Here is a 24,131-nt window from a genome sequence, read left to right as displayed (position 1 = left end):
TCAGGAATTGAGCGCGGCGTGAAGCGCTGGTGGCCCTCTGGGACGGCCGCGAGGTTCCCTGCCTCGATATGGGATGCTGGGCGATCGGCGGCCCGTTTTATGCCGGCGACGTACCGCTTGGCCGGGCGAAGTCGGTGACGATGAATCGATCCGCGCTGTCGAACGGGCGGTGGATCTCGGCATTCGCTTCTTCGACACCGCCTCGAATTATGGAGCAGGGCATTTCGAAGAGGTGGTCGGTCGGGCGATCGAGGCGATATCGTCATCGCCATTGGCGTGCCTCGGATCGCTGGTCGCCCTGGGGTATCGGCAGGCTGCCATCAGATGCGTCGGGTGATAAAGCACCCCGCAAAGGAAGGGGGATGGAGCGCGTCGGCGTCATGGATGGATATCTCGAACCATCAGCTAGCCTTCAGGAGCCGAACAAGCCGCCTCTGCGAATTCTGATGGGTAGCGGTGAGGGGAGCCGTGGAAATTCCACAGCAATATCAATTGGCTTGATTGCCCTCAATTTCGATCCTAAGTGATTGATAATGCCCATTGTTGGCATAACTGCCGGGGGCACCAAATTATTTCAACGATTTAGCTGAGTTGTTCGCCGCTCACCGCTGGTGCAGAAAACCAGCGGCGACGGCACGCTATTGAAATTCCGCTGCCCTTTGAAATGGTCAGCAGGATCGCTAACATACGATTCTCGTCATCGCAGCGTGTAGGAAGATATGACCGTTAAGCCCAAGAAGCCCAAACTCGAACACTCCGAGCTCTCCGGCGAATTTACCGAGGACGGCGTGACCGTGCTCGTCGATATCTTCCGTCCCGCAGGCACGCAAGAAGATTGGCGCATGGAAGTCATCACGCCTGAAGAGGATCTGATCGAATGGGAAGAGCCTTTCGCGACCGACCGCGAAGCCTTCGATGAATTCCTGGCGACGATCGCACGCGATGGCATCAGAACATTCTTTGACGATTCGGATCCTATGGTTCACTAAGCTGCGCTCGCGCGCTCGGTATGGCTCTGGGTGCATTGGCGTCGGCAGGCGCAGCCGGACCTCCGGCAGAGGATCCGTCGGGGATCTGCGCATTTACAACTTCTAAAATAGGCATACACTCTCTCCCATCAGCGGCGGGCGAGGGAACGTCCATGCGCAAGGCATCAAGGCATATTGTCTTAGGATTGTCGCTTGTTGTGATCGCGGTGATTGCAAACGCACCGGCGTTGGCTGGGCAGGACTGCTACTGTAAAAACAGGGACGGGAAGCTACACACGGTCGGCGAGGTCGCCTGTGTGACAGTGGACGGCAAGAGCTATCTCGCGCAGTGCGAGATGAACCTTAACGTCACCTCCTGGTCGAAGCTGCAGGATGGATGCCCGATCACAGAGCGGTCGCTGTGGCAGCAATCGGCTTGGCATCCGCAGCCGATTGCGGTTCGCTGAACAGTTTTCTACCCAGAGCAATTCCAGCAAAAGCGCGAAGCGGTTTTCCGTCCGGAATTGCGGAAAAACAAAGGGATAGAGCGGTTCTGCGATTCCGTAAAAAGCTGAACCGCTCTAGTGGCAACGGTATGCGCGCTCCGAAATGGCGCTCATGCCCGAGCGGGTCATGAGTTCGTAGAGAATGCGCCGGCCGAAGGGATTGTGCAGACGGACGGCGTCGGACCCCAGAAAATGCGTTTCCGCCAATTCGAAGGCTCTGAGATGCGGCGCCCGCAGGATTGCCGCTCGATAGAAATCATGAAATTCGCGCCGGCAGACATAGGTCTTGTATTTGGTCATGCAAAAGGCCGAGAAGGCCTCATCGTTGTCGCGGAGAAAATCGGCAACGCCGACGGTGACTTCCGGCCAGGCGGGATTGAAAGTGTCGTCGAAGACGATGACACCATGATCGGCTGCTGTCTCCTTTGCCAACCGGCTGTCGGCTACGAGATTCGGCAACATGTGCCCGCCGTCGACACTGAAGAAGCGCACCTCGCCGACCTTGCTCAATATATCTTCCGGCGATAGCTCCGAGCTGTCACCGACGACAAGCAGGTCCTCGTTGACGGGCAGGCCGAGCCGCTCGCCATTCTCGAGAAACGATCGGTACTGTTCGGAAATCCCATCCGACATCTCCCCGATATCGAAGAGATCTATGCCGAGTACACGATCATCCGGCGATGCGATCTTCTTCAGGAGAAAATAAGAACGACCGAAAAAGACGCCGATTTCGGCAATTCCGCCGCCCAATCCATGTTCTCGCTGACGTTCCAAAATAGAAAGATAAACAAGGGCATCCGGCGGATCGATGTATCCTTCCACACTACGCAATTCGTGGAAGATGAATTTACGGATATTCGATAATATCATGCGCCCTGTGCCTGTTTTCCCGATATGTGACAATAATGACCGGGGTTCAGACCGGCTTAACCTAACATAGTCACAATTCTCGGGCGTCAACCCGTGAGCGGAATATCGGTCCCTAACCGCCCTGTTTGCGGACCAATACCATCGGTTCTCCTTCTTCCTCTTCGGATATCTGGAAGCTGCCATCCGGCCGCATGTCGAAGGAGAGCGAAGAGCCGTCGGTGCCCATCATGACCAGGCCGAAACCCTCCATAACCCAGAGGGAAAGCTTGAGATCGCGGATGTCGGCGGGGCAGTCGCCGCCCAGTGACATTTTTGGTGTCCCGTCTTGGTCTGTATCGCTTGACAGCGTGACGCTGCAGACGGCTTTGCCGTCAGGCTGCTGGATCTGCCAGGTGCCGGCAAGACTTGCGATGGTTGGAACGTGGTCTGCATCGCCAACCGCCGGCAACAGCCACATCGGGTCGCCCTCTTCGCTTTCCCAGGGCGAACCTTCTTCCTCCTGGAAACGAGCTATCACCTTCTGCGTCGCGTCAATAAGTGTGAGCGAGCCGTCGTCGCTGAAATTCCAGGCAGTCGCCTTGGCAAGCGGGGGCAGGGCCGTGGCGCAGGCGTCCGCGCCACTGATGGCGTAGCCACCGGTCGCGGGACTTGTTTCGAAGGTGAGGCGGCAACCCTTGGCGCCGCTCTCGGGCGCCAGCAGCCATGTGCCGGCTTGCGCCTTGACGAGTTCGTCATCGGCTGCGTCAGCCGGTTGGCTGGCGAGAATGAGGACGGCCGAAGCCGCCGCGAGACCAAAAGTGCGGATCAAGGCAAATTCCCCCAAATCTGTTGCGGCAGCCCCAGTGCCGCTAGATTTTCAGATAGGACCGCGCTGCATAGAGGGCGATCGCGGCCGCGTTCGAGACGTTGAGTGATTTGATCGCTCCCGGCATGTCGAGCCGCGCCAGCGCGTTCACCGTTTCCCGCGTCTTCTGGCGCAGCCCCTTGCCCTCGGAGCCGAGGACGAGGGCGACTTTCTCGCCCGAAAACGTGCCTTCGAGCGGCGTCGGCCCTTCCGAATCAAGGCCAATGGTGACGAAGCCGAGGCGGTGCAGCTCGCCGAGCGCATCGGCGAGATTGGTGATCTGTATATAAGGTATCAGCTCCAGCGCGCCGGAAGCGGATTTCGCCAGCACGCCCGATTCGGTCGGACTATGCCTCTGGGTGGTGATGACGGCGCCGGCGTCGAATGCCACGGCCGAGCGCATGATGGCGCCGACATTGTGCGGGTCGGTCACCTGATCGAGCACCAGCAGCAGTGGGCTGTCCTTTAACGCCTCCAGGCGACGCACGGGCAGGGGACTCGTCTCCAGCATCACACCTTGGTGGATCGCTTCGGGACCAAGCACCTTGTCGATATCCTGCGGCGAGACGATCTCGACGGGAATGCTGAGTTCGTCGACCGGTCCGATCTCAAGCCGCACCAGCGCGTTTTGCGTTGCCGACAGCTTGATGTTCTTGCGCTCGGGGTTGGCAAGGGCCGCGCGGACCGTATGCAGGCCATAGAGATAGACCTGATCGGGCGCCAGCGCCGGTGGCTTCCAGTCATCTGCGCCCGGTCGTTTGCGCTTCTGCGGTTGCGGCGTCGGGATTTCGCCACGCTCACGCTTGGCATCGCGATGCGCGCGCCGCAGGGTGGCGTAGTGCGTGTCTTGGGCCGACTTATCGCCAGCGGTGTTTTCAGGGCCGGAACGGCCGGATATTTTGTCTTTGCTCATGCGGCTTTATAGCGGGAGCGCCCTTGAGCGCATAGTCCTCTTTCGTCTGTGGGCTTTTGCAGCAAGTTGAAATTTTTTCGTCATTTTTGGCGGGACCTCATGTTGACAGACGGAAACGGTGCGGTCATATACGCGGCGCAGATCGCGGCGGCGACGTCCGGTCTGGCAAGCTTGGTCGCAAGATCCAGTCGGAAAACTGGAGGGATGCCCGAGTGGTTAAAGGGGACGGACTGTAAATCCGTTGGCTCAGCCTACGTTGGTTCAAATCCAACTCCCTCCACCATTCCGCACAGGATCTTGGCCACCCGCGGGTATAGCTCAATGGTAGAGCAGCAGCCTTCCAAGCTGAATACGCGGGTTCGATTCCCGCTACCCGCTCCAAGTTCTTCAAACAGTTAGCTATGCCCTCGTGTCACTGGTGTTTTTCAGTGCGGGCGTCTTTTATTTTCCGTTTGCTTCCAATCTGTCGATGCCTAGGCGGCGGCCCAATTGCCGTCACCCCCCAAGCGCGCAAAGAGAGTGCGAGAGCTTTGCCATCGGATCTGCCGACCTATCGGCCAGTGTCGCTATTTGTTCCCTTCGGCACGGGGCAGAATTATGCGGTGATAATGGCCGCCCGGCCGGCCGTCGCGGCGATATTCAGGGCGATGATGCATCGAATGCTCGGGTCGTCCATGTCTGTGGTAGCTGCGGTGATCATTGCGATATCGATAGCGTTCGGTGCGATATTGCGGTCGGTACCAGTTATTGCCGCCATATATGACCGTGCCGCCGTAGTAGCCGCCACTGTAGTAGCCGCCGGTGTACCCGTTGTAGCCGTAAGGGCCGCTTTCGCTGACACAGCTCGAAAGCAGGCCAGCGAGCCCTAGGACGACGGCCGCGAGTAGAGATTTGCTCCGCATGAATGTTCCTCCTGCAGAGCTATATGGAGCGAAATATGCGACCGGCAATTGAGGGAACGGACGAAAGCTCCGCTGTAGTTTCAAATATTTGCCGACCGTTGCCTAGGCTCGAAGTCTTTGCGGCAGCTACTCGGTCGATACATGTACCGCGCGCCGAATCGGAGGTTGGGCGATTTGTCGATCGTTCGCATCGTGCGCCATTGCCATTGCGAGAATGGTGCATGCCGGTCTTCGCCCCGGCCATATCGCGACAGGACTGCCTGCTTTGCATCTTTAACGTGAGGCCTTGCTTAAACAGAAAGGGGCGATAGATAGCAACAAGCCAGCTTAAATGGGGGAGTACCCAATGGGAATTTTTGCCAAAATCAAGAGCGCGATCTGGGGCGAGGCGAAGGCGGCGGAAGTTAAGCCTGCGGCCACTCAAACAGCCGCTGCCGGTGGAGCTCCGACAGCCGCGCCTGCACAGGCACCTTCTTCTTCTGCGGGATCGGCACCAACCGCGGGTGCCCAGGCCGCGCCGGCCCAAGCCGCGCCTGTGGATATCGCATCGATCCTGGATGCAGCCGTTAAAAAGAGCGGCCAGAAACTCGACTGGAAACATTCGATCGTCGACCTCATGAAGGCGCTCGGCATGGATGCGAGCCTTGCAGAACGCAAGGAGCTTGCACAGGAGCTGGGCTATACCGGCGACGCCGGGGATTCCGCGAAGATGAACATGTTCCTGCACAAGGCTCTGATGAAGAAGCTCTCGGAGAATGGTGGCAAAGTACCGGCCGACCTGCTTGATTGATTGCAGCACATTGTTCGAAGGGCAGCGTCCTTTCTAAGGCTGCCTATCATCGCGCCCTCTCTTTAGTTGGGGAGGGTGTCTTTCTTGCTCGGTGATCCACAGATGGGCTTGGTTTCCGGAGGCGGCTTGGACATCTGGAACTATTTCCTCAGCATGCCTATCTAAGCACCTGAACCGGCAAATGCTTTTACGTCTTTCCGGATCGGCCGGCGAAACCTTCGCGGCGAATCAATGTCGAAGGCGCGTATTGTCCGCCATCGGCTACAGTTCGCCAAGAATAGGGCCTGCAATTAAGTCTTGCGCAAATGCGACGAAAGCCTTAAACGGCGGCACTAAACCGGTTCGCCGGGGTCACCCATTTACGTTCACAGGAAGCATTCAAATGGCAAAGAGTAAGTTTGAGCGCAATAAGCCGCACGTTAACATCGGCACGATCGGCCACGTTGACCACGGCAAGACGTCTCTGACGGCAGCGATCACGAAGTACTTCGGTGAGTTCAAGGCGTATGACCAGATCGACGCGGCTCCGGAAGAAAAGGCGCGCGGTATCACGATTTCGACGGCGCACGTTGAATATGAGACAGCAGCACGTCACTATGCGCACGTCGACTGCCCCGGCCACGCTGACTATGTGAAGAACATGATCACGGGTGCGGCACAGATGGACGGTGCGATCCTGGTTTGCTCGGCTGCTGACGGCCCGATGCCGCAGACGCGCGAACACATCCTGCTGGCGCGCCAGGTCGGCGTTCCGGCGATCGTTGTGTTCCTGAACAAGGTCGACCAGGTTGACGACGCCGAGCTTCTCGAGCTTGTCGAGCTGGAAGTGCGCGAGCTTCTGTCGTCCTACGACTTCCCGGGCGATGACATCCCGGTTGTCAAGGGTTCGGCGCTTGCTGCTCTGGAAGATTCGGACAAGAAGATCGGTGAAGATGCGATCCGCGAGCTGATGGCAGCGGTTGACGCCTACATCCCGACGCCTGAGCGTCCGATCGACCAGCCGTTCCTGATGCCGATCGAAGACGTGTTCTCGATCTCCGGCCGTGGTACGGTTGTGACGGGCCGCGTCGAGCGTGGCATTGTCAAGGTTGGTGAAGAAGTCGAAATCGTCGGCATTCGTCCGACGTCGAAGACGACGGTGACCGGCGTTGAAATGTTCCGCAAGCTGCTCGATCAGGGCCAGGCCGGCGACAACATCGGCGCGCTGATCCGCGGTGTGAACCGTGACGGCGTCGAGCGTGGCCAGATCCTTGCCAAGCCGGGCACTGTCAAGCCGCACAAGAAGTTCAAGGCGGAAGCCTACATCCTGACGAAGGAAGAGGGTGGCCGTCATACGCCGTTCTTCACGAACTACCGTCCGCAGTTCTACTTCCGCACGACGGACGTTACGGGCATCGTGACGCTTCCGGAAGGCACGGAAATGGTTATGCCTGGCGACAACATCACGGTTGACGTCGAGCTGATCGTTCCGATCGCGATGGAAGAAAAGCTGCGCTTCGCTATCCGCGAAGGCGGCCGCACCGTCGGCGCCGGTATCGTCGCAAGCATCGTCGAGTAATCTCGAATTATTCGTTGGTTACGAGGGCCCCGCTGGAAACAGCGGGGCCTTTCGCATTTCGGAGGAAGCTGATGGGATTGATCGTTTTGACAGGCGCATCCGGTTCCGGAAAGACGGCGATCGCCGACGCGATTGCCGAGAGGTATCCGGATGACTTTGCGGTCTATCGGTTCGATAGCATCGCTGTACCGCCGGTCGATGCGATGATCAGGGATCACGGGTCGCCGGAAGCCTGGCAGCGCGACAAGACTATCGAATGGATGGCGCGCTTGGCGAAGGTTGCAGGGAGTGGAAAGCCCGTCCTGTTCGAAGGGCAGATGCGGATTTCCTTCATCACCGAAGCGGCCACGGCGGCAGATATCGACGGCTACAGGCTGCTATTGGTCGATTGCGACGACACGACCAGGGCGCAGCGGCTCGCAGTCGGGAGACGCCAGCCGGAGCTCGCGGATCAAAACATGATGAATTGGGCAGCCTATCTGCGCAGGGAAGCGGTCCTGAACGGTTGCGAGATCTTCGATACCAGCCAGCTTTCGCTCGACCAATGCGCCGCCCACGTGCGGAAGCATTTGCGCGGACAGGCGCTATAAATCACTCCATCAGCCAAGTCTCTGGTCGGTGACTTTCGGCAAGCTATCCAGTTCGACTAGAGCCCTGCGGAGAATATCGGCAATAAAATCGGTCTTGCCGCCGGTATAGTAATCCCAATCGCCGTTTGCTTCCTCTGCCAGGCGCCGCTTCAGTGCCGCGTAGCTCTTGGCGGTTTCGAGATGGGAGCAAAGGTAATCGCGAAAGAGGATGCGATCATGATGGGCGAGATTGCCCGGCATGCATAGATAGAGGCGTGTGCCATAAGGCGTTTCGTTCTTGGTGAAAGCCCATCTGCCGGCTCCGTGTAGATCGCCATGGAAGATATAGCCATCTTTCTCTAGACGTTCCGTGGCGTCGATCCTTGCTTCATCCGATGAGAGCACGGCATCGATATCGAGCTTGGGCTTGGCGCAAAGTCCGGGGACGGCTGTGCTTCCAATATGGTGAATAGCGGCCGGATGGCCGAGCAGGGCGGCGATTGCCTCGCGCCGGCTTTCGAAGAGAGCCGGCCATGCAGGATCGTAGTCGACAAGCCCAATCGCACGCATTTCGCTCTTTGACTCTCCTTCGCCCGTGCATCACGAAATTGTGGCTGGGAAGCCCGTTGTGCGCGTTGCCTATCGGCCGGTGGAGGCAATCTAACTGCTTCGCCCGCCTTGCGAAATGCCAGAAAGGGTCTATCTATCGCTCGATTTCACCAGGAGGATGTTTCATGAAAAAGCGCATATTGTTTACCGGCGGCAGCGGCAAGGCCGGGCGTCACACCGTTCCCTGGCTGGTCAATGCCGGTTACGAGGTCCACAATGTCGATCTCGTGCCGCTGAACAGCCCCGGCGTCACCAATCTGAATGCCGATGTCACCGATGCGGGACAAGTCTACAACGTGCTCACGATGCATCGGGATTTCCCCGATCTCGATCAGGGTAAGGGTGTGCAGCCCTTTGACGTCGTCGTGCATTTCGCCGCTGTGCCGCGCATCCTGCTGAAGCCGGACAACGAAACCTTCCGCATCAATACGATGAGCACCTACAACGTCATCGAAGCAGCGGCAAAGCTCGGCATCAAGAAGATCATCGTTGCCTCCAGCGAAACGACCTATGGCGTCTGCTTCGCCGAAGGCCATCGGGATTTCCACCAGTTCCCCTTGGAGGAGGACTATGATGTCAATCCGATGGATTCCTACGGTCTGTCGAAGGTCTTGAACGAGAAGACGGCCCGCGCCTTCGCCGAGCGGTTCGGCATTGACGTCTATGCGCTACGCATCGGCAACGTCATCGAGCCCCACGAATATGAGCGCTTCCCGGAGTATTTCGCCAATACCGATATCCGCAAGCGAATCGCCTGGAGCTATATCGACGCCCGTGATCTCGGTCAGATCGTCCATCTCTGCATCGAAAAAAGCGGTCTCGGCTTTCAGGTGTTCAACGCCGCCAACGACACGGTATCGGCCAACACGCCGTCCCGGGAACTGGCTGCCAAGTACTACCCGAACGTGCCTTTCACCCGCGAGATCGGCGAATATGAAGGCCTGCTCTCCAACCGCAAGATCCGTGAGGTTTTGGGGTTCAAGGAAGAGCACAACTGGCGCCGTTACGTGAAGGTTTGAAACTACACTACCGGCCAATATGAAAGCCGGGCGCCGTCGCGACGCCCGGTCGAAACCTCGCAAAGGGAGGGGTCCCTCTCCATTTGTTACGGACGAAAACCAAAAATGCTTCCGCAAACACTCGACAAATATCCGGGTTGAAGTAAGTAGGTTTGCGTTCGCGAGGCGTATCGTGGAAATTGCAGTGGCATTCGCGCTTCGTGTTATGAATGAACATCATGTGGCTTACGGGCCTGCAGGATGTTAGGCAGCGCGATTTGCGTTGCGATGGAAAGCTAGTTCAACCGGCTGATCTCTTTGGCGGTCAGCCGCTTCGGAGGGACCATGAACGACGGTGTTGCACGTATTTTTGTCGGCTTTGATTCCAAGGAGGTCGTCGCCTATCACGTCCTCGCGCAAAGCATAATCGAGCGCTCTTCGATCCCGGTGGTGTTTTCACCGATCGTTCTCAGCAATCTCGACGGCATTTTCACGCGCGAGCGCAATCCGCTGCAGTCGACCGAGTTTTCCTTCTCCCGCTTCCTGGTTCCCTACCTCAGCGATTACGAGGGCTGGAGCATCTTCATGGATTGCGACATGCTCGCCCGCGCCGATATTGCCGAACTCTGGAAGTTGCGCGACGATCGCTATGCCGCAATGTGCGTCAAGCATGACTATCAGCCGAAGATCGAAACGAAGTTCCTTGGCCAGACTCAGACCAAATATGAAAAGAAGAATTGGTCGAGCATGATCCTCTTCAACAATGCCAAATGCCGCGCATTGACGAAGGATTACGTCAACACCGCCACGGGGCTTCAACTCCATCAGTTCAAGTGGCTGGAAAGCGACGACCAGATCGGTGAGGTCCCGGTGACCTGGAATTATCTCGTCAACGAATATGACTACCGGCCGGATGCGCAATTGGTGCATTTCACCGACGGCGGCCCGTATTTCGACGAGTATCGCAACGATGACTATGCCGAGGAATGGTTTGCCATGCGGGATCGCATGCTGCACGTCCAGCAGAAGTAACCGGGCTGGATCAGGGCGTGGCCTCCGAAACCGGAACGGGCAAGATTGACTTCCCGGCTGCAGGCGCCGCCGCAGGTTTGACGACCGTCGATGATTGGCGGTCCATACTGGCGGCGTTCTCCCATATCGTTCTTGTCGCAAACAGCGATGCGGTTGATATCGGCAGCCTTCAGGCGCAGTTTCCGTCGAGCGCGCTCTTCGTCTTCTTCAACAAGGTCTACAAGGTCCTCGATCGTCCGTTCCACGGTCATTCGCTGCTGATCTCGCGCGGACAGCCCCGCGGCGCCAACATCGTCTATCGGGGTGAGGTTGGCGACGTTGTCAAATTTTTCCCGAAGGAATATTTCCTCGGCATCATGAACATCCGTCTCGGGCTTGAGGAAAAACTGAATCCCGCCGCAGACTTCCAGGGCGCCCCGACCGGACATCTCGATCTCGTCGGCTTTTGCAACGATTTCTATACGGAGGGAAAGACGCCAACCAGCGGCTTTGCCATGGCGCTTTGGTTGAGTGATCTGAAGTTACCCGGCGCTATTGTGCTCGCCGGGTTCTCGGCCAAGCGTAGCGAAAAATGGAGGGTGGTGTCGGTTCACGACTGGACCTTCGAGCAGACATTCCTGCGCCTCTTTGCCCGGCTGGGGAAGATCACCATAAACGGCGGCGTGTCTGCCAATCCCTACGCCAAGCTGGCCGAACGCTTTTCCGAAATTCCACCCGCCGAGATTTCGCTGGCGGTTGCGGAAGTATTGTCCGAGCGGCTCAGCAATACCGATGCCGAAGTCGACAAGCTAATCTCGTTGACCAATGTGATTCGCTCCACAGACAATTTCCTGCGCCGTCTGAGGCCGAAGTTCCTCAAGCGGAAGCCCAAGGGAACGCCGGGGGAGCAGAAGGAGGGCTGAGAATTGTCTGTGCGACGCCTCAGGGGAGCGCCACAAAGGTTGCAATTCCCGTCGCCGGCGGCGTCGTGAATCGACCGCATCCATCGACGCTGTGGACCCCGTTTGGAAAAAACGAAAAACGCACTTGCCAATCGTTTCGTCCCGTCTTAAAGGAGCGCCATGTTTTCGAAAGGCTCTGGCGGGCAACTGCACGGCGCGAGTGCTCGAAGCATGAAGGGGTATAGCTCAGTTGGTAGAGCGGCGGTCTCCAAAACCGCAGGTCGTAGGTTCGAGCCCTGCTGCCCCTGCCATTTTCCTCGGTTCGACTGGCGCGATTGTTTCGCTGCTTCTTGGGTCGGGGATTATGCCGGATTGGCGGCAAATTTTCGAAAGCACCGAATTCCCTCTTGTTAAATTGGGAATCGATGTTTATGTAGGGTTCAACAGACACGCGGTGCGTGGGGCTGATATGTTCAGCTTTACGCGCCGTAATTGCGTGGGCAGTCAATGGCATCCAAATCGAATCCACTAGCGTTTCTGCAGCAGGTCCGCTCCGAGACGTCGAAAATCACTTGGCCGTCCCGCCGCGAGACGATGATCTCGACGGTGATGGTGCTTGTCATGGTCGTTTTCGCCTCGTTGTTTTTCTTTGCTGCTGACCAGCTCATCGGCTGGGTTCTCGGCTACGTGCTGAATACCGGCAATTGATATCGAGTGGAGATGAACATGGCGGCACGTTGGTACATCGTCCACGCTTATTCTAATTTCGAAAAGAAGGTGGCCGAATCCATCGAGGAGAAGGCCAAGCAGAAGGGTCTCGAGCATCTGTTCGAGAAGATCCTTGTGCCGACCGAAAAGGTGGTTGAGGTGCGTCGCGGTCGCAAGGTTGACAGCGAGCGCAAGTTCTTCCCGGGTTATGTGCTGGTGCGCGCCAATCTTACGGATGAAGCCTATCACCTGATCAAGAATACGCCGAAGGTCACAGGCTTTCTCGGCTCCGACAATAAGCCCGTTCCGATTCCGGATTATGAAGCCGAGCGCATTCTCGGTCAGGTTCAGGAAGGTGTCGAGCGGCCGAAGGCTTCCGTATCCTTCGAGATCGGCGAACAGGTCCGCGTTTCCGACGGTCCGTTCGCATCGTTCAACGGCACGGTTCAGGATGTGGACGAGGAGCGTTCGCGCCTGAAGGTGGAAGTGTCGATTTTCGGCCGCGCTACGCCGGTCGAGCTGGAATACAGTCAGGTCGAAAAGGTCTGATATTCGTTTGAATTTGGATGTAGGCAAGCGTTTTCTTACATCCCGCGGCGTCGCCGCAATCCGCGTGGAAGGGCAGGGGTCTTAGCCGGACCTTTTCATCCGCACCACGCAACCGCAGCCGCCGGAGCGATCCGGCACAAAAGGCCGGGTGACCGGTCAGTTAGAAAGGCAGAGAGATATGGCTAAGAAAGTTGCAGGCCAGCTCAAGCTGCAGGTTAAGGCCGGCTCGGCGAATCCGTCGCCGCCGATCGGTCCTGCGCTTGGTCAGCGTGGCATTAACATCATGGAATTCTGCAAGGCGTTCAATGCCGCCACGCAGGAAATGGAAAAGGGTATGCCGATCCCGGTCGTCATCACCTACTACCAGGACAAGTCCTTCACCTTCGCAATGAAGCAGCCGCCGGTCAGCTACTTCCTGAAGAAGGAAGCGAAGATCCAGTCCGGCTCGAAGACCCCGGGCAAGGGTGCCAAGGCTGGCACGCTCACCAAGGCTCAGGTCAAGTCGATTGCCGAAGCCAAGATGAAGGATCTGAACGCCGCCGATATCGAAGGCGCAATGGCCATGATCGAGGGCTCTGCCCGTGCGATGGGCCTGGAAGTGGTAGGTTAAGATCATGGTTGCAAAGCGTATTCAGAAGATCCGCGAAGGCGTTGATCCCACCAAGCTCTACGCACTGGGCCTGGCTATCGGTATGGTCAAAGAACGGGCTGTCGCCAAGTTCGATGAAACCGTTGAAATCTCCATGAACCTCGGCGTCGATCCGCGTCACGCCGACCAGATGGTTCGTGGCGTCGTCAATCTGCCGAACGGCACCGGCCGTACGGTTCGTGTTGCCGTTTTCGCTCGTGGCGCCAAGGCTGACGAAGCCAAGGCTGCCGGTGCTGACATCGTCGGTGCCGAAGACCTGGTTGAAATCGTTCAGGGCGGCAAGATCGACTTCGATCGTTGTATCGCGACCCCGGACATGATGCCGCTCGTCGGCCGTCTCGGTAAGGTTCTCGGCCCGCGCGGCATGATGCCGAACCCGAAGGTCGGTACGGTCACCATGGACGTCACTGGTGCTGTCAAGGCATCCAAGGGCGGCGCTGTCGAGTTCCGCGTCGAGAAGGCTGGTATCGTCCATGCCGGCATCGGCAAGGCTTCGTTCGACGCCAAGGCTCTGGAAGAAAACATCCGCGCCTTCGCTGATGCCGTCATCAAGGCGAAGCCGGCTGGTGCAAAGGGCAACTACGTCAAGCGCGTAGCCATCTCTTCGACCATGGGCCCAGGCGTCAAGATCGAGCCGTCGTCGGTTACGGCTCCGACCGCCTGATGATTTTGCCGGGTGTCATGCCCGGCATTTAAGAATTCCTGGCCTTTCGAGGCCGGGATATCCGGAGAAATCCGGAATTCCTGTCCGAGATTGCAGGTGGTTGAGACCTTAATCACTTTGCCTGCATGAGACGGGTAAGACCCGAATTTTGAAGAAGTTCTGCTTCGATGAACTCGGTTCGAGCCTTGGATGCCTTGTGCCTTTGAGCCTTCGGGCTCGAGCGCGAGGGGACAGGATCCTCAAGCGTCGCTTGGGATCTCTTACCTGATCCCAGGAGGCAAAAGGCAACCCCGGCAGGTCCGTCTATTGCGGTCCTGTCAACTGGAGAAAAGCAGTGGAAAGAGCGGAAAAACGCGAATTCGTCACGGAACTGAACGAAGTCTTCAAGGCTTCGGGCTCGGTTGTCGTGGCCCACTATGCTGGTGCCACAGTCGCACAGATGAACGATTTTCGTTCCAAGATGCGCGCTGCTGGCGGCACCGTCAAAGTCGCGAAGAACCGCCTGGCCAAGATTGCTCTTCAGGGCACGGATGCGGAAGGGATTTCTGATCTCTTCACGGGTCAGACGCTGATCGCATACAGCACCGATCCGATTACCGCTCCGAAGGTCGTCGTGGATTTCGCCAAGGGCAACGACAAGATCGTTGTTTTGGGCGGCGCCATGGGAACAACAACGCTCAACGCCGAAGGTGTCAAGTCGCTCGCGACCCTGCCTTCGCTCGACGAGCTGCGTGCGAAGCTGCTGGGCATGATCCAGACGCCGGCTACCCGCATCGCAGGTGTTGTTGCAGCACCGGCAAGCCAGCTTGCTCGTGTGTTCTCGGCCTACGCCAAGAAGGACGAAGCCGCGTAAGGCGGTTTTTCGCTGTTCATAATCAACCAGTTCGAACCGAACAAAAGGAACTACAAAAATGGCTGATCTCGCAAAGATCGTAGACGACCTCTCCTCGCTGACCGTTCTCGAAGCCGCAGAACTGTCCAAGCTTCTCGAAGAAAAGTGGGGCGTTTCCGCCGCTGCTCCGGTAGCTGTTGCTGCTGCTGGCGGTGCTGCTGTTGCTGCTGTCGTTGAAGAAGAAAAGACCGAGTTCGACGTCATCCTCACGGAGGCTGGCGCCAACAAGATCAACGTCATCAAGGAAGTCCGCGCCATCACCGGCCTCGGCCTCAAGGAAGCTAAGGATCTGGTCGAAGCCGCTCCGAAGGCTGTCAAGGAAGCTGTTTCCAAGGCTGAAGCCGCTGACATCAAGAAGAAGCTTGAAGACGCTGGCGCAAAGGCCGACGTCAAGTAAGCTTGAAATTGCTTTGGGAGGTGGCATGTTGCCGCCTCCCATTTGCCGTTTTTCTGAACAAATTACCCAAAAGCCGCGGGCAAAACGGCTTTTGGGTAATGGGTTCTTCAAGAGGATGGTCTCAGACCGAACCGCGACGCAATCCGTGCCGAGCGGTTTTCGGTTAGTTAGACGAGATTGAACTACTCATTGATTGATGGGATCGCCTGGCCAGCGGTTCCCATCCGTTGTAGGCCCGGGTGCAGGATTTTAAAGGAGCGACGATGGCTCAGACCCTTTCGTTCAACGGTCGCAGGCGCGTACGCAAGTTTTTTGGTAAGATTCCCGAAGTCGCAGAGATGCCGAACCTCATCGAGGTTCAAAAGGCATCCTACGATCAGTTCCTCATGGTCGAAGAGCCCAAGGGCGGCCGCCCTGACGAGGGTCTCCAGGCCGTGTTCAAGTCGGTTTTCCCGATCACCGATTTCTCCGGCGCCTCCATGCTGGAGTTTGTGTCCTATGAATTCGAACCGCCGAAGTTCGACGTCGACGAGTGCCGCCAGCGCGACCTGACCTACGCTGCGCCGCTGAAGGTCACTCTCCGTCTGATCGTGTTCGATATCGATGAGGATACCGGCGCGAAGTCCATCAAGGACATCAAGGAACAGAGCGTTTACATGGGCGATATGCCGCTCATGACGAACAACGGTACGTTCATCGTGAACGGCACCGAACGCGTTATCGTGTCCCAGATGCACCGTTCGCCGGGCGTCTTCTTCGATCACGACAAGGGCAAGAGCCACTCTTCCGGCAAGCTGCTCTTTGCCGCCCGCGTCATTCCGTATCGTGGTTCCTGGCTCGACATCGAATTCGACGCGAAGGACATCGTCTACGCCCGTATCGACCGCCGCCGCAAGATTCCCGTGACGTCGCTGCTGATGGCGCTCGGCATGGACGGCGAAGAAATCCTGTCGACCTTCTACACGAAGTCGCTCTACGAGCGCTCTGGCGATGGCTGGCGGATTCCTTTCAAGGCTGAGACGCTGAAGGGCGCAAAGACCGTCACCGACATGATCGACGCCGATACCGGCGAAGTCGTAGTCGAAGGCGGAAAGAAGCTGACCCCGCGTCTGCTGCGTCAGTTGCAGGACAAGGGCCTCAAGGCTCTGAAGGCCACCGACGAAGAGCTTTACGGGCTGTTCCTGGCAGAAGATATCGTCAACGTCCAGACCGGTGAGATCTATCTCGAAGCCGGCGACGAAATCGACGAGAAGACCCTGCCGGTCATCCTCAAGGCTGGTTTCGACGAAATCCCGGTTCTCGGCATCGACCATATCAATGTCGGCGCCTACATCCGCAACACGCTGTCGGCCGACAAGAACGAGAACCGCCAGGACGCTCTGTTCGATATCTATCGCGTCATGCGTCCGGGTGAGCCGCCGACCATGGAATCGGCCGAAGCGATGTTCAACTCGCTGTTCTTCGATGCGGAGCGTTACGACCTCTCCGCTGTCGGTCGCGTAAAGATGAACATGCGTCTCGACCTCGACGTTGCCGACACCGTTCGCATCCTGCGCAAGGACGACATCCTGGCCGTGGTCAAGATGCTGGTCGAACTGCGCGACGGCAAGGGCGAAATCGACGACATCGATAACCTCGGCAACCGTCGCGTCCGCTCGGTCGGTGAGCTGATGGAAAACCAGTACCGTCTCGGCCTGCTCCGCATGGAGCGCGCGATCAAGGAACGTATGTCCTCGATCGAGATCGATACGGTCATGCCGCAGGATCTGATCAACGCGAAGCCGGCCGCTGCTGCCGTTCGCGAATTCTTCGGCTCCTCGCAGCTCTCGCAGTTCATGGACCAGGTGAACCCGCTCTCGGAAATCACCCACAAGCGCCGTCTTTCGGCTCTTGGCCCGGGCGGTCTGACCCGCGAACGCGCCGGCTTCGAAGTCCGCGACGTGCATCCGACCCACTATGGTCGTATTTGCCCGATCGAAACTCCGGAAGGTCCGAATATCGGTCTGATCAACTCGCTGGCAACTTTCGCCCGTGTCAACAAGTACGGCTTCATCGAAAGCCCCTACCGTCGCATCATCGACGGCAAGGTGACCAACGATGTGCTCTACCTCTCCGCCATGGAAGAGGCGAAGTACTATGTTGCCCAGGCGAACGCCGAGCTGGATGCCGAAGGCTCGTTCATCGAGGAATTCGTCGTCTGCCGTCATGCCGGCGAAGTCATGCTTGCTCCGCGCGACAACATCAACCTGATGGACGTCTCGCCGAAGCAGCTAGTTTCCGTTGCGGCCGCGCTCATCCCGTTCCTCGAAAACGACGACGCCAACCGCGCGCTCATGGGCTCGAACATGCAGCGTCAGGCCGTGCCGCTGCTGCGCGCCGAAGCGCCGTTCGTCGGCACCGGCATGGAGCCGGTCGTCGCTCGTGACTCCGGTGCCGCCATCGGTGCCCGTCGCGGCGGCGTGGTCGACCAGGTCGACGCGACCCGTATCGTTATCCGCGCCACCGAAGATCTCGATCCGTCGAAGTCTGGCGTCGATATCTATCGCCTGATGAAGTTCCAGCGTTCGAACCAGAACACCTGCGTCAACCAGCGCCCGCTGGTCACCGTCGGTGACGTGGTCAACAAGGGCGACATTCTGGCTGACGGCCCGTCGACCGATCTCGGCGATCTGGCGCTCGGCCGCAACGTGCTCGTCGCGTTCATGCCGTGGAACGGCTACAACTACGAAGACTCGATCCTGCTCTCCGAGCGTATCGTTGCCGACGACGTGTTCACCTCCATCCACATCGAAGAATTCGAAGTGATGGCGCGCGACACCAAGCTCGGTCCGGAAGAAATCACCCGCGACATTCCGAACGTTTCGGAAGAAGCGCTGAAGAACCTGGACGAAGCCGGCATCGTTTACATCGGCGCCGAAGTTCAGCCGGGCGATATCCTCGTCGGCAAGATCACGCCGAAGGGCGAAAGCCCGATGACGCCGGAAGAAAAGCTTCTGCGCGCCATCTTCGGCGAAAAGGCCTCCGACGTTCGCGACACCTCCATGCGCATGCCGCCCGGTACCTACGGTACGGTCGTCGAAGTTCGCGTCTTCAACCGCCACGGCGTTGAAAAGGACGAACGCGCCATGGCGATCGAGCGCGAAGAGATCGAACGTCTTGCCAAGGACCGCGACGACGAGCAGGCTATCCTCGACCGTAACGTCTACGGCCGTCTGATCGAGATGCTTCGCGGCCAGGTAGCGCTTGCCGGTCCGAAGAGCTTCAAGAAGGGCACGGAACTCTCGAACGCAGTCGTCTCCGAATATCCGCGCTCGCAATGGTGGATGTTCGCTGTCGAGGACGAGAAGGTCCAGGGCGAGCTCGAAGCTCTGCGCGGCCAGTACGACGAGTCCAAGTCGCGCCTCGAACAGCGCTTCATGGACAAGGTCGAAAAGGTCCAGCGCGGTGACGAAATGCCTCCGGGCGTCATGAAGATGGTCAAGGTCTTCGTCGCTGTGAAGCGCAAGATCCAGCCGGGCGACAAGATGGCCGGCCGTCATGGCAACAAGGGTGTGGTATCGCGCATCGTACCGGTCGAAGACATGCCGTTCCTCGAAGACGGCACGCATGTCGACATCGTGCTCAACCCGCTCGGCGTGCCGTCGCGCATGAACGTCGGTCAGATCCTCGAGACGCACCTCGGCTGGGCTTGCGCCGGCATGGGTCGTCAGATCGGCGAGCTGATCGAAGCCTATAAGGCAAGCGGCAACATCGAGCCTTTGCGCCAGACGATCGATATGGTCGTCGGCGACGGTCCGAAGAGCGACGAGGTTCACGAGTATGATGATGACTCGGTTCTCCGCCTGGCCGATCAGTGGAAGCGTGGCGTGTCCATCGCGACCCCGGTCTTCGACGGCGCCGGCGAAGTCGACGTCAACGAGATGCTCGCGATGGCAGGTCTGAAGCAGACCGGTCAGTCGACGCTCTATGACGGTCGTACCGGCGAGCAGTTCGACCGCCAGGTCACGGTTGGCTACATCTACATGCTGAAGCTCAACCACTTGGTCGACGACAAGATCCACGCTCGCTCGATTGGCCCGTACTCGCTGGTGACGCAGCAGCCGCTGGGCGGCAAGGCGCAGTTCGGCGGTCAGCGCTTCGGCGAAATGGAAGTCTGGGCGCTCGAAGCTTACGGCGCAGCGTACACGCTGCAGGAAATGCTCACGGTCAAGTCGGACGACGTGGCCGGCCGCACCAAGGTCTACGAAGCAATCGTCCGCGGCGACGATACCTTCGAAGCGGGCATTCCGGAAAGCTTCAACGTTCTGGTCAAGGAAATGCGGTCGCTGGGCCTCAGCGTCGAGTTGGAAAACTCCAAGGTCGACGATCTGCAGGCAGCGGGCCAGCTTCCGGACGCAGCCGAGTAATAGCCGATAGGGTGCGCGCTGACCGTCAGCGCGCACCGTTCCCGCCGGCGCACGATTTCGTGTAGCGCAGGCAGGGACGATTTCGCCGCATTCTGCGGTTATTGTCGTTTTAAGGCGTCAGTCCGGTTCCCGGGAATTTGCCGGCACTGATCGCATGTCGAGGGCGTTTCGCCCCTAAAGGAGACAGGCATGAACCAAGAGGTCATGAATCTTTTCAATCCGCAGGTGCCTGCACAGAATTTCGATTCCATCCGGATTTCGATCGCATCGCCGGAGAAGATTCTTTCCTGGTCTTATGGTGAGATCAAGAAGCCGGAGACGATCAACTATCGTACGTTCAAGCCGGAACGCGATGGTCTCTTCTGCGCGCGAATCTTCGGGCCGATCAAGGATTACGAGTGCCTGTGCGGCAAGTACAAGCGCATGAAGTACAAGGGCATCATCTGCGAAAAGTGCGGCGTCGAAGTCACGCTGTCGCGCGTTCGCCGTGAGCGCATGGGCCATATCGAGCTCGCCGCTCCCGTTGCTCACATCTGGTTCCTGAAGTCGCTGCCGAGCCGCATCTCCACGCTGCTCGACATGACGCTGAAGGATGTCGAGCGCGTTCTCTACTTCGAAAACTACATCGTCACCGAGCCGGGCCTTACCGCGCTCAAGGAGCATCAGCTTCTCTCGGAAGAAGAGTACATGCTCGCCGTCGACGAATACGGCGAAGACCAGTTCACCGCCATGATCGGCGCTGAAGCGATCTACGAGATGCTGGCCAGCATGAACCTCGAGAAGATCGCCGGCGATCTGCGCTCCGAGCTTGCCGACACTACGTCGGATCTCAAGCAGAAGAAGCTGATGAAGCGCCTGAAGATCGTCGAGAACTTCATGGAGTCCGGCAACCGTCCGGAATGGATGATCATGAAGGTCGTCCCGGTCATCCCGCCGGACCTGCGTCCGCTGGTGCCGCTCGACGGCGGCCGTTTCGCGACGTCGGACCTGAACGATCTGTATCGCCGCGTGATCAACCGTAACAACCGTCTGAAGCGCCTCATCGAACTGCGCGCTCCAGGCATCATCATCCGCAACGAAAAGCGCATGCTGCAGGAATCTGTCGATGCGCTGTTCGATAACGGCCGTCGCGGCCGCGTCATCACCGGCGCCAACAAGCGTCCGCTGAAGTCGCTGTCCGATATGCTCAAGGGCAAGCAAGGCCGCTTCCGTCAGAACCTGCTCGGCAAGCGCGTCGACTATTCCGGCCGTTCGGTCATCGTGACCGGTCCGGAGCTGAAGCTGCATCAGTGCGGCCTGCCGAAGAAGATGGCGCTCGAACTGTTCAAGCCGTTCATCTACGCTCGCCTCGACGCCAAGGGTTATTCCTCGACCGTCAAGCAGGCCAAGAAGCTGGTTGAAAAGGAAAAGCCGGAAGTTTGGGATATCCTCGACGAGGTCATCCGCGAGCATCCGGTTCTCCTGAACCGTGCGCCGACGCTGCACCGCCTGGGTATCCAGGCCTTCGAACCCATGCTGGTCGAAGGCAAGGCCATCCAGCTGCACCCGCTCGTCTGCACGGCCTTCAACGCCGACTTCGACGGCGACCAGATGGCCGTTCACGTGCCGCTGTCGCTCGAAGCCCAGCTCGAAGCCCGCGTCCTGATGATGTCGACGAACAACATCCTGCATCCGGCAAACGGTGCGCCGATCATTGTTCCGTCGCAGGACATGGTTCTCGGCCTCTATTACCTGTCGATCCTGAACCAGAACGAGCCGGGCGAAGGCATGGCCTTCTCCGACCTCGGTGAATTGCATCACGCTCTTGAAAACAAGGTCGTGACGCTGCACTCGAAGATCCGCGGCCGCTTCAAGTCGGTCGACGAAGACGGCAAGCCCTATTCGAAGATCTACGAGACGACACCTGGCCGCCTGTTGATCGGCGAACTGCTACCGAAGCACGGCAAGGTGACCTTCGACATCTGCAACCAGGAAATGACCAAGAAGAACATCTCGAAGATGATCGACACGGTCTATCGCCATTGCGGCCAGAAGGACACGGTCATTTTCTGCGACCGTATCATGCAGCTCGGCTTCGCCCATGCCTGCCGCGCCGGCATTTCGTTCGGCAAGGACGACATGGTCATCCCGAGCACCAAGGCGAAGATCGTCGGCGATACCGAAGCGCTCGTGAAGGAATACGAGCAGCAGTACAATGACGGCCTGATCACTCAGGGCGAGAAGTACAACAAAGTTGTCGATGCCTGGGGCAAGGCTACGGAAAAGGTCGCCGAAGAAATGATGGCTCGCATCAAGGCCGTCGAATTCGACGAAAAGACCGGTCGTCAGAAGCCGATGAACTCGATCTACATGATGAGCCATTCGGGCGCCCGCGGTTCTCCGAACCAGATGCGTCAGTTGGGCGGCATGCGCGGCCTGATGGCCAAGCCGTCGGGCGAAATCATCGAGACGCCGATCATCTCGAACTTCAAGGAAGGCCTGACCGTGAACGAGTACTTCAACTCGACGCACGGCGCCCGTAAGGGTCTGGCAGACACCGCCTTGAAGACCGCAAACTCCGGCTACCTGACCCGCCGTCTCGTCGACGTCGCGCAGGATTGCATTGTCACGCACGTCGATTGCGGCACCGAGACCGGCCTCACCATGACCGCCATCGTCGATGCCGGTCAGGTCGTCGCCTCGCTCGGCGCCCGCATCCTCGGTCGCACGGCGCTGGACGATATCGATCACCCGGTCACGGGTGAGCGCATCGTCGACGCCGGCAAGATGATCCTGGAGCCGGATGTCGTCGAGATCGAAAAGGCTGGTATCCAGTCGATCCGTATTCGTTCGGCACTGACCTGCGAAATCCAGACGGGCGTCTGCTCGGTCTGCTACGGCCGTGACCTTGCTCGCGGTACGCCTGTCAACATCGGTGAAGCTGTCGGCGTTATCGCCGCCCAGTCGATCGGTGAGCCGGGCACGCAGCTGACCATGCGTACCTTCCACTTGGGCGGTACGGCGACCGTGGTCGACCAGTCGTTCCTGGAAGCCTCGTATGAGGGCACGGTGCAGATCAAGAACCGCAACATGCTGCGCAACTCCGATGGCAACCTGGTTGCCATGGGCCGCAACATGACGGTGCAGATCCTGGATGAACGCGGCGTCGAGCGCTCCTCGCAGCGCGTCGCCTACGGCTCCAAGATCTATGTCGACGAAGGCGACAAGGTGAAGCGCGGTCAGCGTCTGGCGGAATGGGATCCGTATACCCGTCCGATGATGACGGAACTGGCCGGTACGGTACACTTCGAAGACGTCGTCGACGGCCTCTCGGTTCTCGAAGCGACCGACGAGTCGACCGGCATCACCAAGCGCCAGGTCATCGACTGGCGTTCGACGCCGCGCGGTTCGGATCTGAAGCCGGCAATCGTCATCAAGGACGCCAACGGCAATGTCGCCAAGCTGTCGCGTGGTGGTGAAGCCCGCTTCCTGCTCTCGGTCGACGCGATCCTGTCCGTCGAGCCGGGCCAGAAGGTGTCGCAGGGCGACGTTCTTGCCCGTTCGCCGCTGGAAAGCGCCAAGACCAAGGACATCACCGGTGGTCTGCCGCGCGTTGCCGAACTGTTCGAAGCCCGTCGTCCGAAGGACCACGCCATCATCGCAGAAATCGATGGTACGATCCGCCTCGGCCGCGACTACAAGAACAAGCGCCGTGTCATCATCGAGCCGGCGGAAGACGGTGTCGAGCCGGTCGAATACCTGATCCCGAAGGGCAAGCCCTTCCACCTTCAGGAAGGCGACTATATCGAAAAGGGTGACTACATCCTCGACGGTAACCCGGCTCCGCACGACATCCTGGCAATCAAGGGCGTGGAGGCTCTGGCTTCCTACCTCGTCAACGAAATCCAGGAAGTCTACCGCTTGCAGGGCGTTGTCATCAACGACAAGCACATCGAAGTGATTGTCCGTCAGATGCTGCAGAAGGTGGAAATCACCGATGCAGGCGACAGCCAGTACATCGTCGGCGACAATGTCGACCGTATCGAACTGGATGACGCCAACGACCACCTGATCGAAGAAGGCAAGAAGCCCGCTTACGGCGATCCGGTTCTGCTCGGCATCACCAAGGCGTCGCTGCAGACCCCGTCCTTCATCTCCGCCGCTTCCTTCCAGGAAACGACGAAGGTGCTGACGGAAGCTGCCATCGCCGGCAAGACTGATGGCCTGCAGGGCCTGAAGGAAAACGTCATCGTCGGCCGCCTCATCCCGGCCGGTACCGGCGGTACCATGACGCAGATCCGCCGCATTGCGACGGCTCGCGACGAGCTGATCCTGGAAGAGCGCCGCAAGGGCACGGGTGCCGCCGTCGCTACGCCGATGCTGCAGGATATGGCTGACGAGAACGCTCCGGCTGCTGAATAAGCGGCTGGAGGTTCAGCTAAAATCA

The 24,131-nt window shown here is 58.7% G+C and carries 21 protein-coding genes, 3 tRNA genes and 1 pseudogene; 20 read left to right on the top strand and 5 right to left on the bottom strand.

Features of this window, described 5'->3' with window-relative positions:
* Positions 1–26: 26 nt before the first annotated feature.
* The 3 genes and pseudogenes from FHT86_RS08880 to FHT86_RS08870 form a co-directional block, all read left to right on the top strand.
* Positions 27–250, top strand: a pseudogene (locus FHT86_RS08880) (aldo/keto reductase); the annotation flags it as partial.
* Between the two features lie 469 nt (positions 251–719).
* On the top strand, positions 720–989 hold the full coding sequence (locus FHT86_RS08875) for a hypothetical protein (protein WP_133706455.1): 270 nt from the start codon (positions 720–722) through the stop codon (positions 987–989).
* Positions 990–1,141: 152 nt separating this feature from the next.
* Positions 1,142–1,435 (top strand): hypothetical protein, encoded by a 294-nt coding sequence (locus tag FHT86_RS08870; protein WP_133706454.1) that lies wholly within the window; start codon positions 1,142–1,144, stop codon positions 1,433–1,435.
* 114 nt (positions 1,436–1,549) lie between these two features.
* Here the strand turns inward: FHT86_RS08870 and FHT86_RS08865 are convergent, their stop codons facing one another.
* The 3 genes from FHT86_RS08865 to rlmB form a co-directional block, all read right to left on the bottom strand.
* Positions 1,550–2,344, bottom strand: coding sequence for a class I SAM-dependent methyltransferase (locus tag FHT86_RS08865; protein ID WP_133706453.1), 795 nt, complete (start codon positions 2,342–2,344; stop codon positions 1,550–1,552).
* A gap of 112 nt (positions 2,345–2,456) precedes the next feature.
* Positions 2,457–3,152: an AprI/Inh family metalloprotease inhibitor gene (locus tag FHT86_RS08860; protein WP_133706452.1), complete on the bottom strand. Its 696-nt coding sequence runs from the start codon at positions 3,150–3,152 to the stop codon at positions 2,457–2,459.
* 40 nt (positions 3,153–3,192) lie between these two features.
* Positions 3,193–4,101 (bottom strand): 23S rRNA (guanosine(2251)-2'-O)-methyltransferase RlmB, encoded by a 909-nt coding sequence (gene rlmB / locus FHT86_RS08855; protein WP_133706451.1) that lies wholly within the window; start codon positions 4,099–4,101, stop codon positions 3,193–3,195.
* Positions 4,102–4,299: 198 nt separating this feature from the next.
* Between rlmB and FHT86_RS08850 the strand changes: the two genes are divergently transcribed.
* Positions 4,300–4,384: transfer RNA gene (locus tag FHT86_RS08850), tRNA-Tyr, on the top strand.
* A 24-nt stretch (positions 4,385–4,408) separates the two neighbouring features.
* Positions 4,409–4,482 (top strand) — tRNA-Gly (locus FHT86_RS08845).
* A gap of 185 nt (positions 4,483–4,667) precedes the next feature.
* Here FHT86_RS08845 and FHT86_RS08840 read toward each other — a convergent pair.
* On the bottom strand, positions 4,668–5,003 hold the full coding sequence (locus FHT86_RS08840; protein ID WP_133706450.1) for a hypothetical protein: 336 nt from the start codon (positions 5,001–5,003) through the stop codon (positions 4,668–4,670).
* Between the two features lie 346 nt (positions 5,004–5,349).
* Between FHT86_RS08840 and FHT86_RS08835 the strand changes: the two genes are divergently transcribed.
* From FHT86_RS08835 to FHT86_RS08825, 3 genes are all read left to right on the top strand, one after another.
* On the top strand, positions 5,350–5,793 hold the full coding sequence (locus tag FHT86_RS08835; RefSeq protein ID WP_133706449.1) for a DUF3597 domain-containing protein: 444 nt from the start codon (positions 5,350–5,352) through the stop codon (positions 5,791–5,793).
* A gap of 382 nt (positions 5,794–6,175) precedes the next feature.
* Positions 6,176–7,351, top strand: coding sequence for an elongation factor Tu (gene tuf / locus FHT86_RS08830; protein WP_133706434.1), 1,176 nt, complete (start codon positions 6,176–6,178; stop codon positions 7,349–7,351).
* A 71-nt stretch (positions 7,352–7,422) separates the two neighbouring features.
* Positions 7,423–7,941 carry an AAA family ATPase gene (locus FHT86_RS08825; protein ID WP_133706447.1) on the top strand — a complete coding sequence of 173 codons (519 nt, stop codon included), beginning with the start codon at positions 7,423–7,425 and terminating at the stop codon, positions 7,939–7,941.
* Positions 7,942–7,950: 9 nt separating this feature from the next.
* Here the strand turns inward: FHT86_RS08825 and FHT86_RS08820 are convergent, their stop codons facing one another.
* Positions 7,951–8,490, bottom strand: coding sequence for a GrpB family protein (locus FHT86_RS08820; protein WP_133706446.1), 540 nt, complete (start codon positions 8,488–8,490; stop codon positions 7,951–7,953).
* Positions 8,491–8,654: 164 nt separating this feature from the next.
* Between FHT86_RS08820 and FHT86_RS08815 the strand changes: the two genes are divergently transcribed.
* From FHT86_RS08815 to rpoC, 12 genes are all read left to right on the top strand, one after another.
* The gene (locus FHT86_RS08815) at positions 8,655–9,548 is read left to right on the top strand and encodes an NAD(P)-dependent oxidoreductase (RefSeq protein ID WP_133706445.1); all 894 of its coding nucleotides are present in this window, start codon (positions 8,655–8,657) and stop codon (positions 9,546–9,548) included.
* Between the two features lie 324 nt (positions 9,549–9,872).
* Positions 9,873–10,559, top strand: coding sequence for a glycosyltransferase (locus tag FHT86_RS08810; RefSeq protein ID WP_133706444.1), 687 nt, complete (start codon positions 9,873–9,875; stop codon positions 10,557–10,559).
* 44 nt (positions 10,560–10,603) lie between these two features.
* Entirely contained in the window at positions 10,604–11,461 is an 858-nt protein-coding gene (locus FHT86_RS08805; RefSeq protein ID WP_183868758.1) for a 3-deoxy-manno-octulosonate cytidylyltransferase, read from the top strand.
* Positions 11,462–11,675: 214 nt separating this feature from the next.
* Positions 11,676–11,751 (top strand) — tRNA-Trp (locus tag FHT86_RS08800).
* Positions 11,752–11,947: 196 nt separating this feature from the next.
* The gene (gene secE / locus FHT86_RS08795) at positions 11,948–12,148 is read left to right on the top strand and encodes a preprotein translocase subunit SecE (RefSeq protein WP_133706442.1); all 201 of its coding nucleotides are present in this window, start codon (positions 11,948–11,950) and stop codon (positions 12,146–12,148) included.
* An 18-nt stretch (positions 12,149–12,166) separates the two neighbouring features.
* Entirely contained in the window at positions 12,167–12,697 is a 531-nt protein-coding gene (nusG, locus tag FHT86_RS08790) for a transcription termination/antitermination protein NusG (protein WP_075857230.1), read from the top strand.
* Between the two features lie 178 nt (positions 12,698–12,875).
* Entirely contained in the window at positions 12,876–13,307 is a 432-nt protein-coding gene (gene rplK / locus FHT86_RS08785) for a 50S ribosomal protein L11 (protein ID WP_104822776.1), read from the top strand.
* 4 nt (positions 13,308–13,311) lie between these two features.
* Positions 13,312–14,010: a 50S ribosomal protein L1 gene (gene rplA, locus FHT86_RS08780; protein ID WP_133706441.1), complete on the top strand. Its 699-nt coding sequence runs from the start codon at positions 13,312–13,314 to the stop codon at positions 14,008–14,010.
* Positions 14,011–14,344: 334 nt separating this feature from the next.
* Positions 14,345–14,863 (top strand): 50S ribosomal protein L10, encoded by a 519-nt coding sequence (gene rplJ, locus FHT86_RS08775; RefSeq protein ID WP_133706440.1) that lies wholly within the window; start codon positions 14,345–14,347, stop codon positions 14,861–14,863.
* A 58-nt stretch (positions 14,864–14,921) separates the two neighbouring features.
* Positions 14,922–15,299, top strand: a complete 378-nt coding sequence (gene rplL / locus FHT86_RS08770; RefSeq protein ID WP_133706439.1) for a 50S ribosomal protein L7/L12 — start codon at positions 14,922–14,924, stop codon at positions 15,297–15,299.
* Positions 15,300–15,562: 263 nt separating this feature from the next.
* Complete coding sequence (gene rpoB / locus FHT86_RS08765; protein WP_133706438.1) at positions 15,563–19,705, top strand: DNA-directed RNA polymerase subunit beta; 4,143 nt, start codon at positions 15,563–15,565, stop codon at positions 19,703–19,705.
* Between the two features lie 189 nt (positions 19,706–19,894).
* The gene (rpoC, locus tag FHT86_RS08760) at positions 19,895–24,106 is read left to right on the top strand and encodes a DNA-directed RNA polymerase subunit beta' (RefSeq protein ID WP_133706437.1); all 4,212 of its coding nucleotides are present in this window, start codon (positions 19,895–19,897) and stop codon (positions 24,104–24,106) included.
* Positions 24,107–24,131: the final 25 nt, after the last annotated feature.

This window comes from Rhizobium sp. BK313 (assembly GCF_014193655.1).
In the GTDB taxonomy this organism is placed as follows: domain Bacteria; phylum Pseudomonadota; class Alphaproteobacteria; order Rhizobiales; family Rhizobiaceae; genus Rhizobium.
Note: the sequence above shows the minus strand (reverse complement) of the source record. Positions and strands in the feature narration are given on the sequence as shown.

Coding starts and splice junctions, on each gene's coding strand:
- secE (WP_133706442.1), top strand. CDS start 11,948: ATGGCATCCAAATCGAATCCACTAGCGTTTCTGCAGCAGGTCCGCTCC.
- nusG (WP_075857230.1), top strand. CDS start 12,167: ATGGCGGCACGTTGGTACATCGTCCACGCTTATTCTAATTTCGAAAAG.
- FHT86_RS08815 (WP_133706445.1), top strand. CDS start 8,655: ATGAAAAAGCGCATATTGTTTACCGGCGGCAGCGGCAAGGCCGGGCGT.
- FHT86_RS08865 (WP_133706453.1), bottom strand. CDS start 2,344: ATGATATTATCGAATATCCGTAAATTCATCTTCCACGAATTGCGTAGT.
- FHT86_RS08810 (WP_133706444.1), top strand. CDS start 9,873: ATGAACGACGGTGTTGCACGTATTTTTGTCGGCTTTGATTCCAAGGAG.
- rpoB (WP_133706438.1), top strand. CDS start 15,563: ATGGCTCAGACCCTTTCGTTCAACGGTCGCAGGCGCGTACGCAAGTTT.
- FHT86_RS08840 (WP_133706450.1), bottom strand. CDS start 5,003: ATGCGGAGCAAATCTCTACTCGCGGCCGTCGTCCTAGGGCTCGCTGGC.
- rpoC (WP_133706437.1), top strand. CDS start 19,895: ATGAACCAAGAGGTCATGAATCTTTTCAATCCGCAGGTGCCTGCACAG.
- FHT86_RS08835 (WP_133706449.1), top strand. CDS start 5,350: ATGGGAATTTTTGCCAAAATCAAGAGCGCGATCTGGGGCGAGGCGAAG.
- rlmB (WP_133706451.1), bottom strand. CDS start 4,101: ATGAGCAAAGACAAAATATCCGGCCGTTCCGGCCCTGAAAACACCGCT.
- FHT86_RS08875 (WP_133706455.1), top strand. CDS start 720: ATGACCGTTAAGCCCAAGAAGCCCAAACTCGAACACTCCGAGCTCTCC.
- rplK (WP_104822776.1), top strand. CDS start 12,876: ATGGCTAAGAAAGTTGCAGGCCAGCTCAAGCTGCAGGTTAAGGCCGGC.
- FHT86_RS08825 (WP_133706447.1), top strand. CDS start 7,423: ATGGGATTGATCGTTTTGACAGGCGCATCCGGTTCCGGAAAGACGGCG.
- FHT86_RS08820 (WP_133706446.1), bottom strand. CDS start 8,490: ATGCGTGCGATTGGGCTTGTCGACTACGATCCTGCATGGCCGGCTCTC.
- tuf (WP_133706434.1), top strand. CDS start 6,176: ATGGCAAAGAGTAAGTTTGAGCGCAATAAGCCGCACGTTAACATCGGC.
- rplL (WP_133706439.1), top strand. CDS start 14,922: ATGGCTGATCTCGCAAAGATCGTAGACGACCTCTCCTCGCTGACCGTT.
- rplA (WP_133706441.1), top strand. CDS start 13,312: ATGGTTGCAAAGCGTATTCAGAAGATCCGCGAAGGCGTTGATCCCACC.
- FHT86_RS08870 (WP_133706454.1), top strand. CDS start 1,142: ATGCGCAAGGCATCAAGGCATATTGTCTTAGGATTGTCGCTTGTTGTG.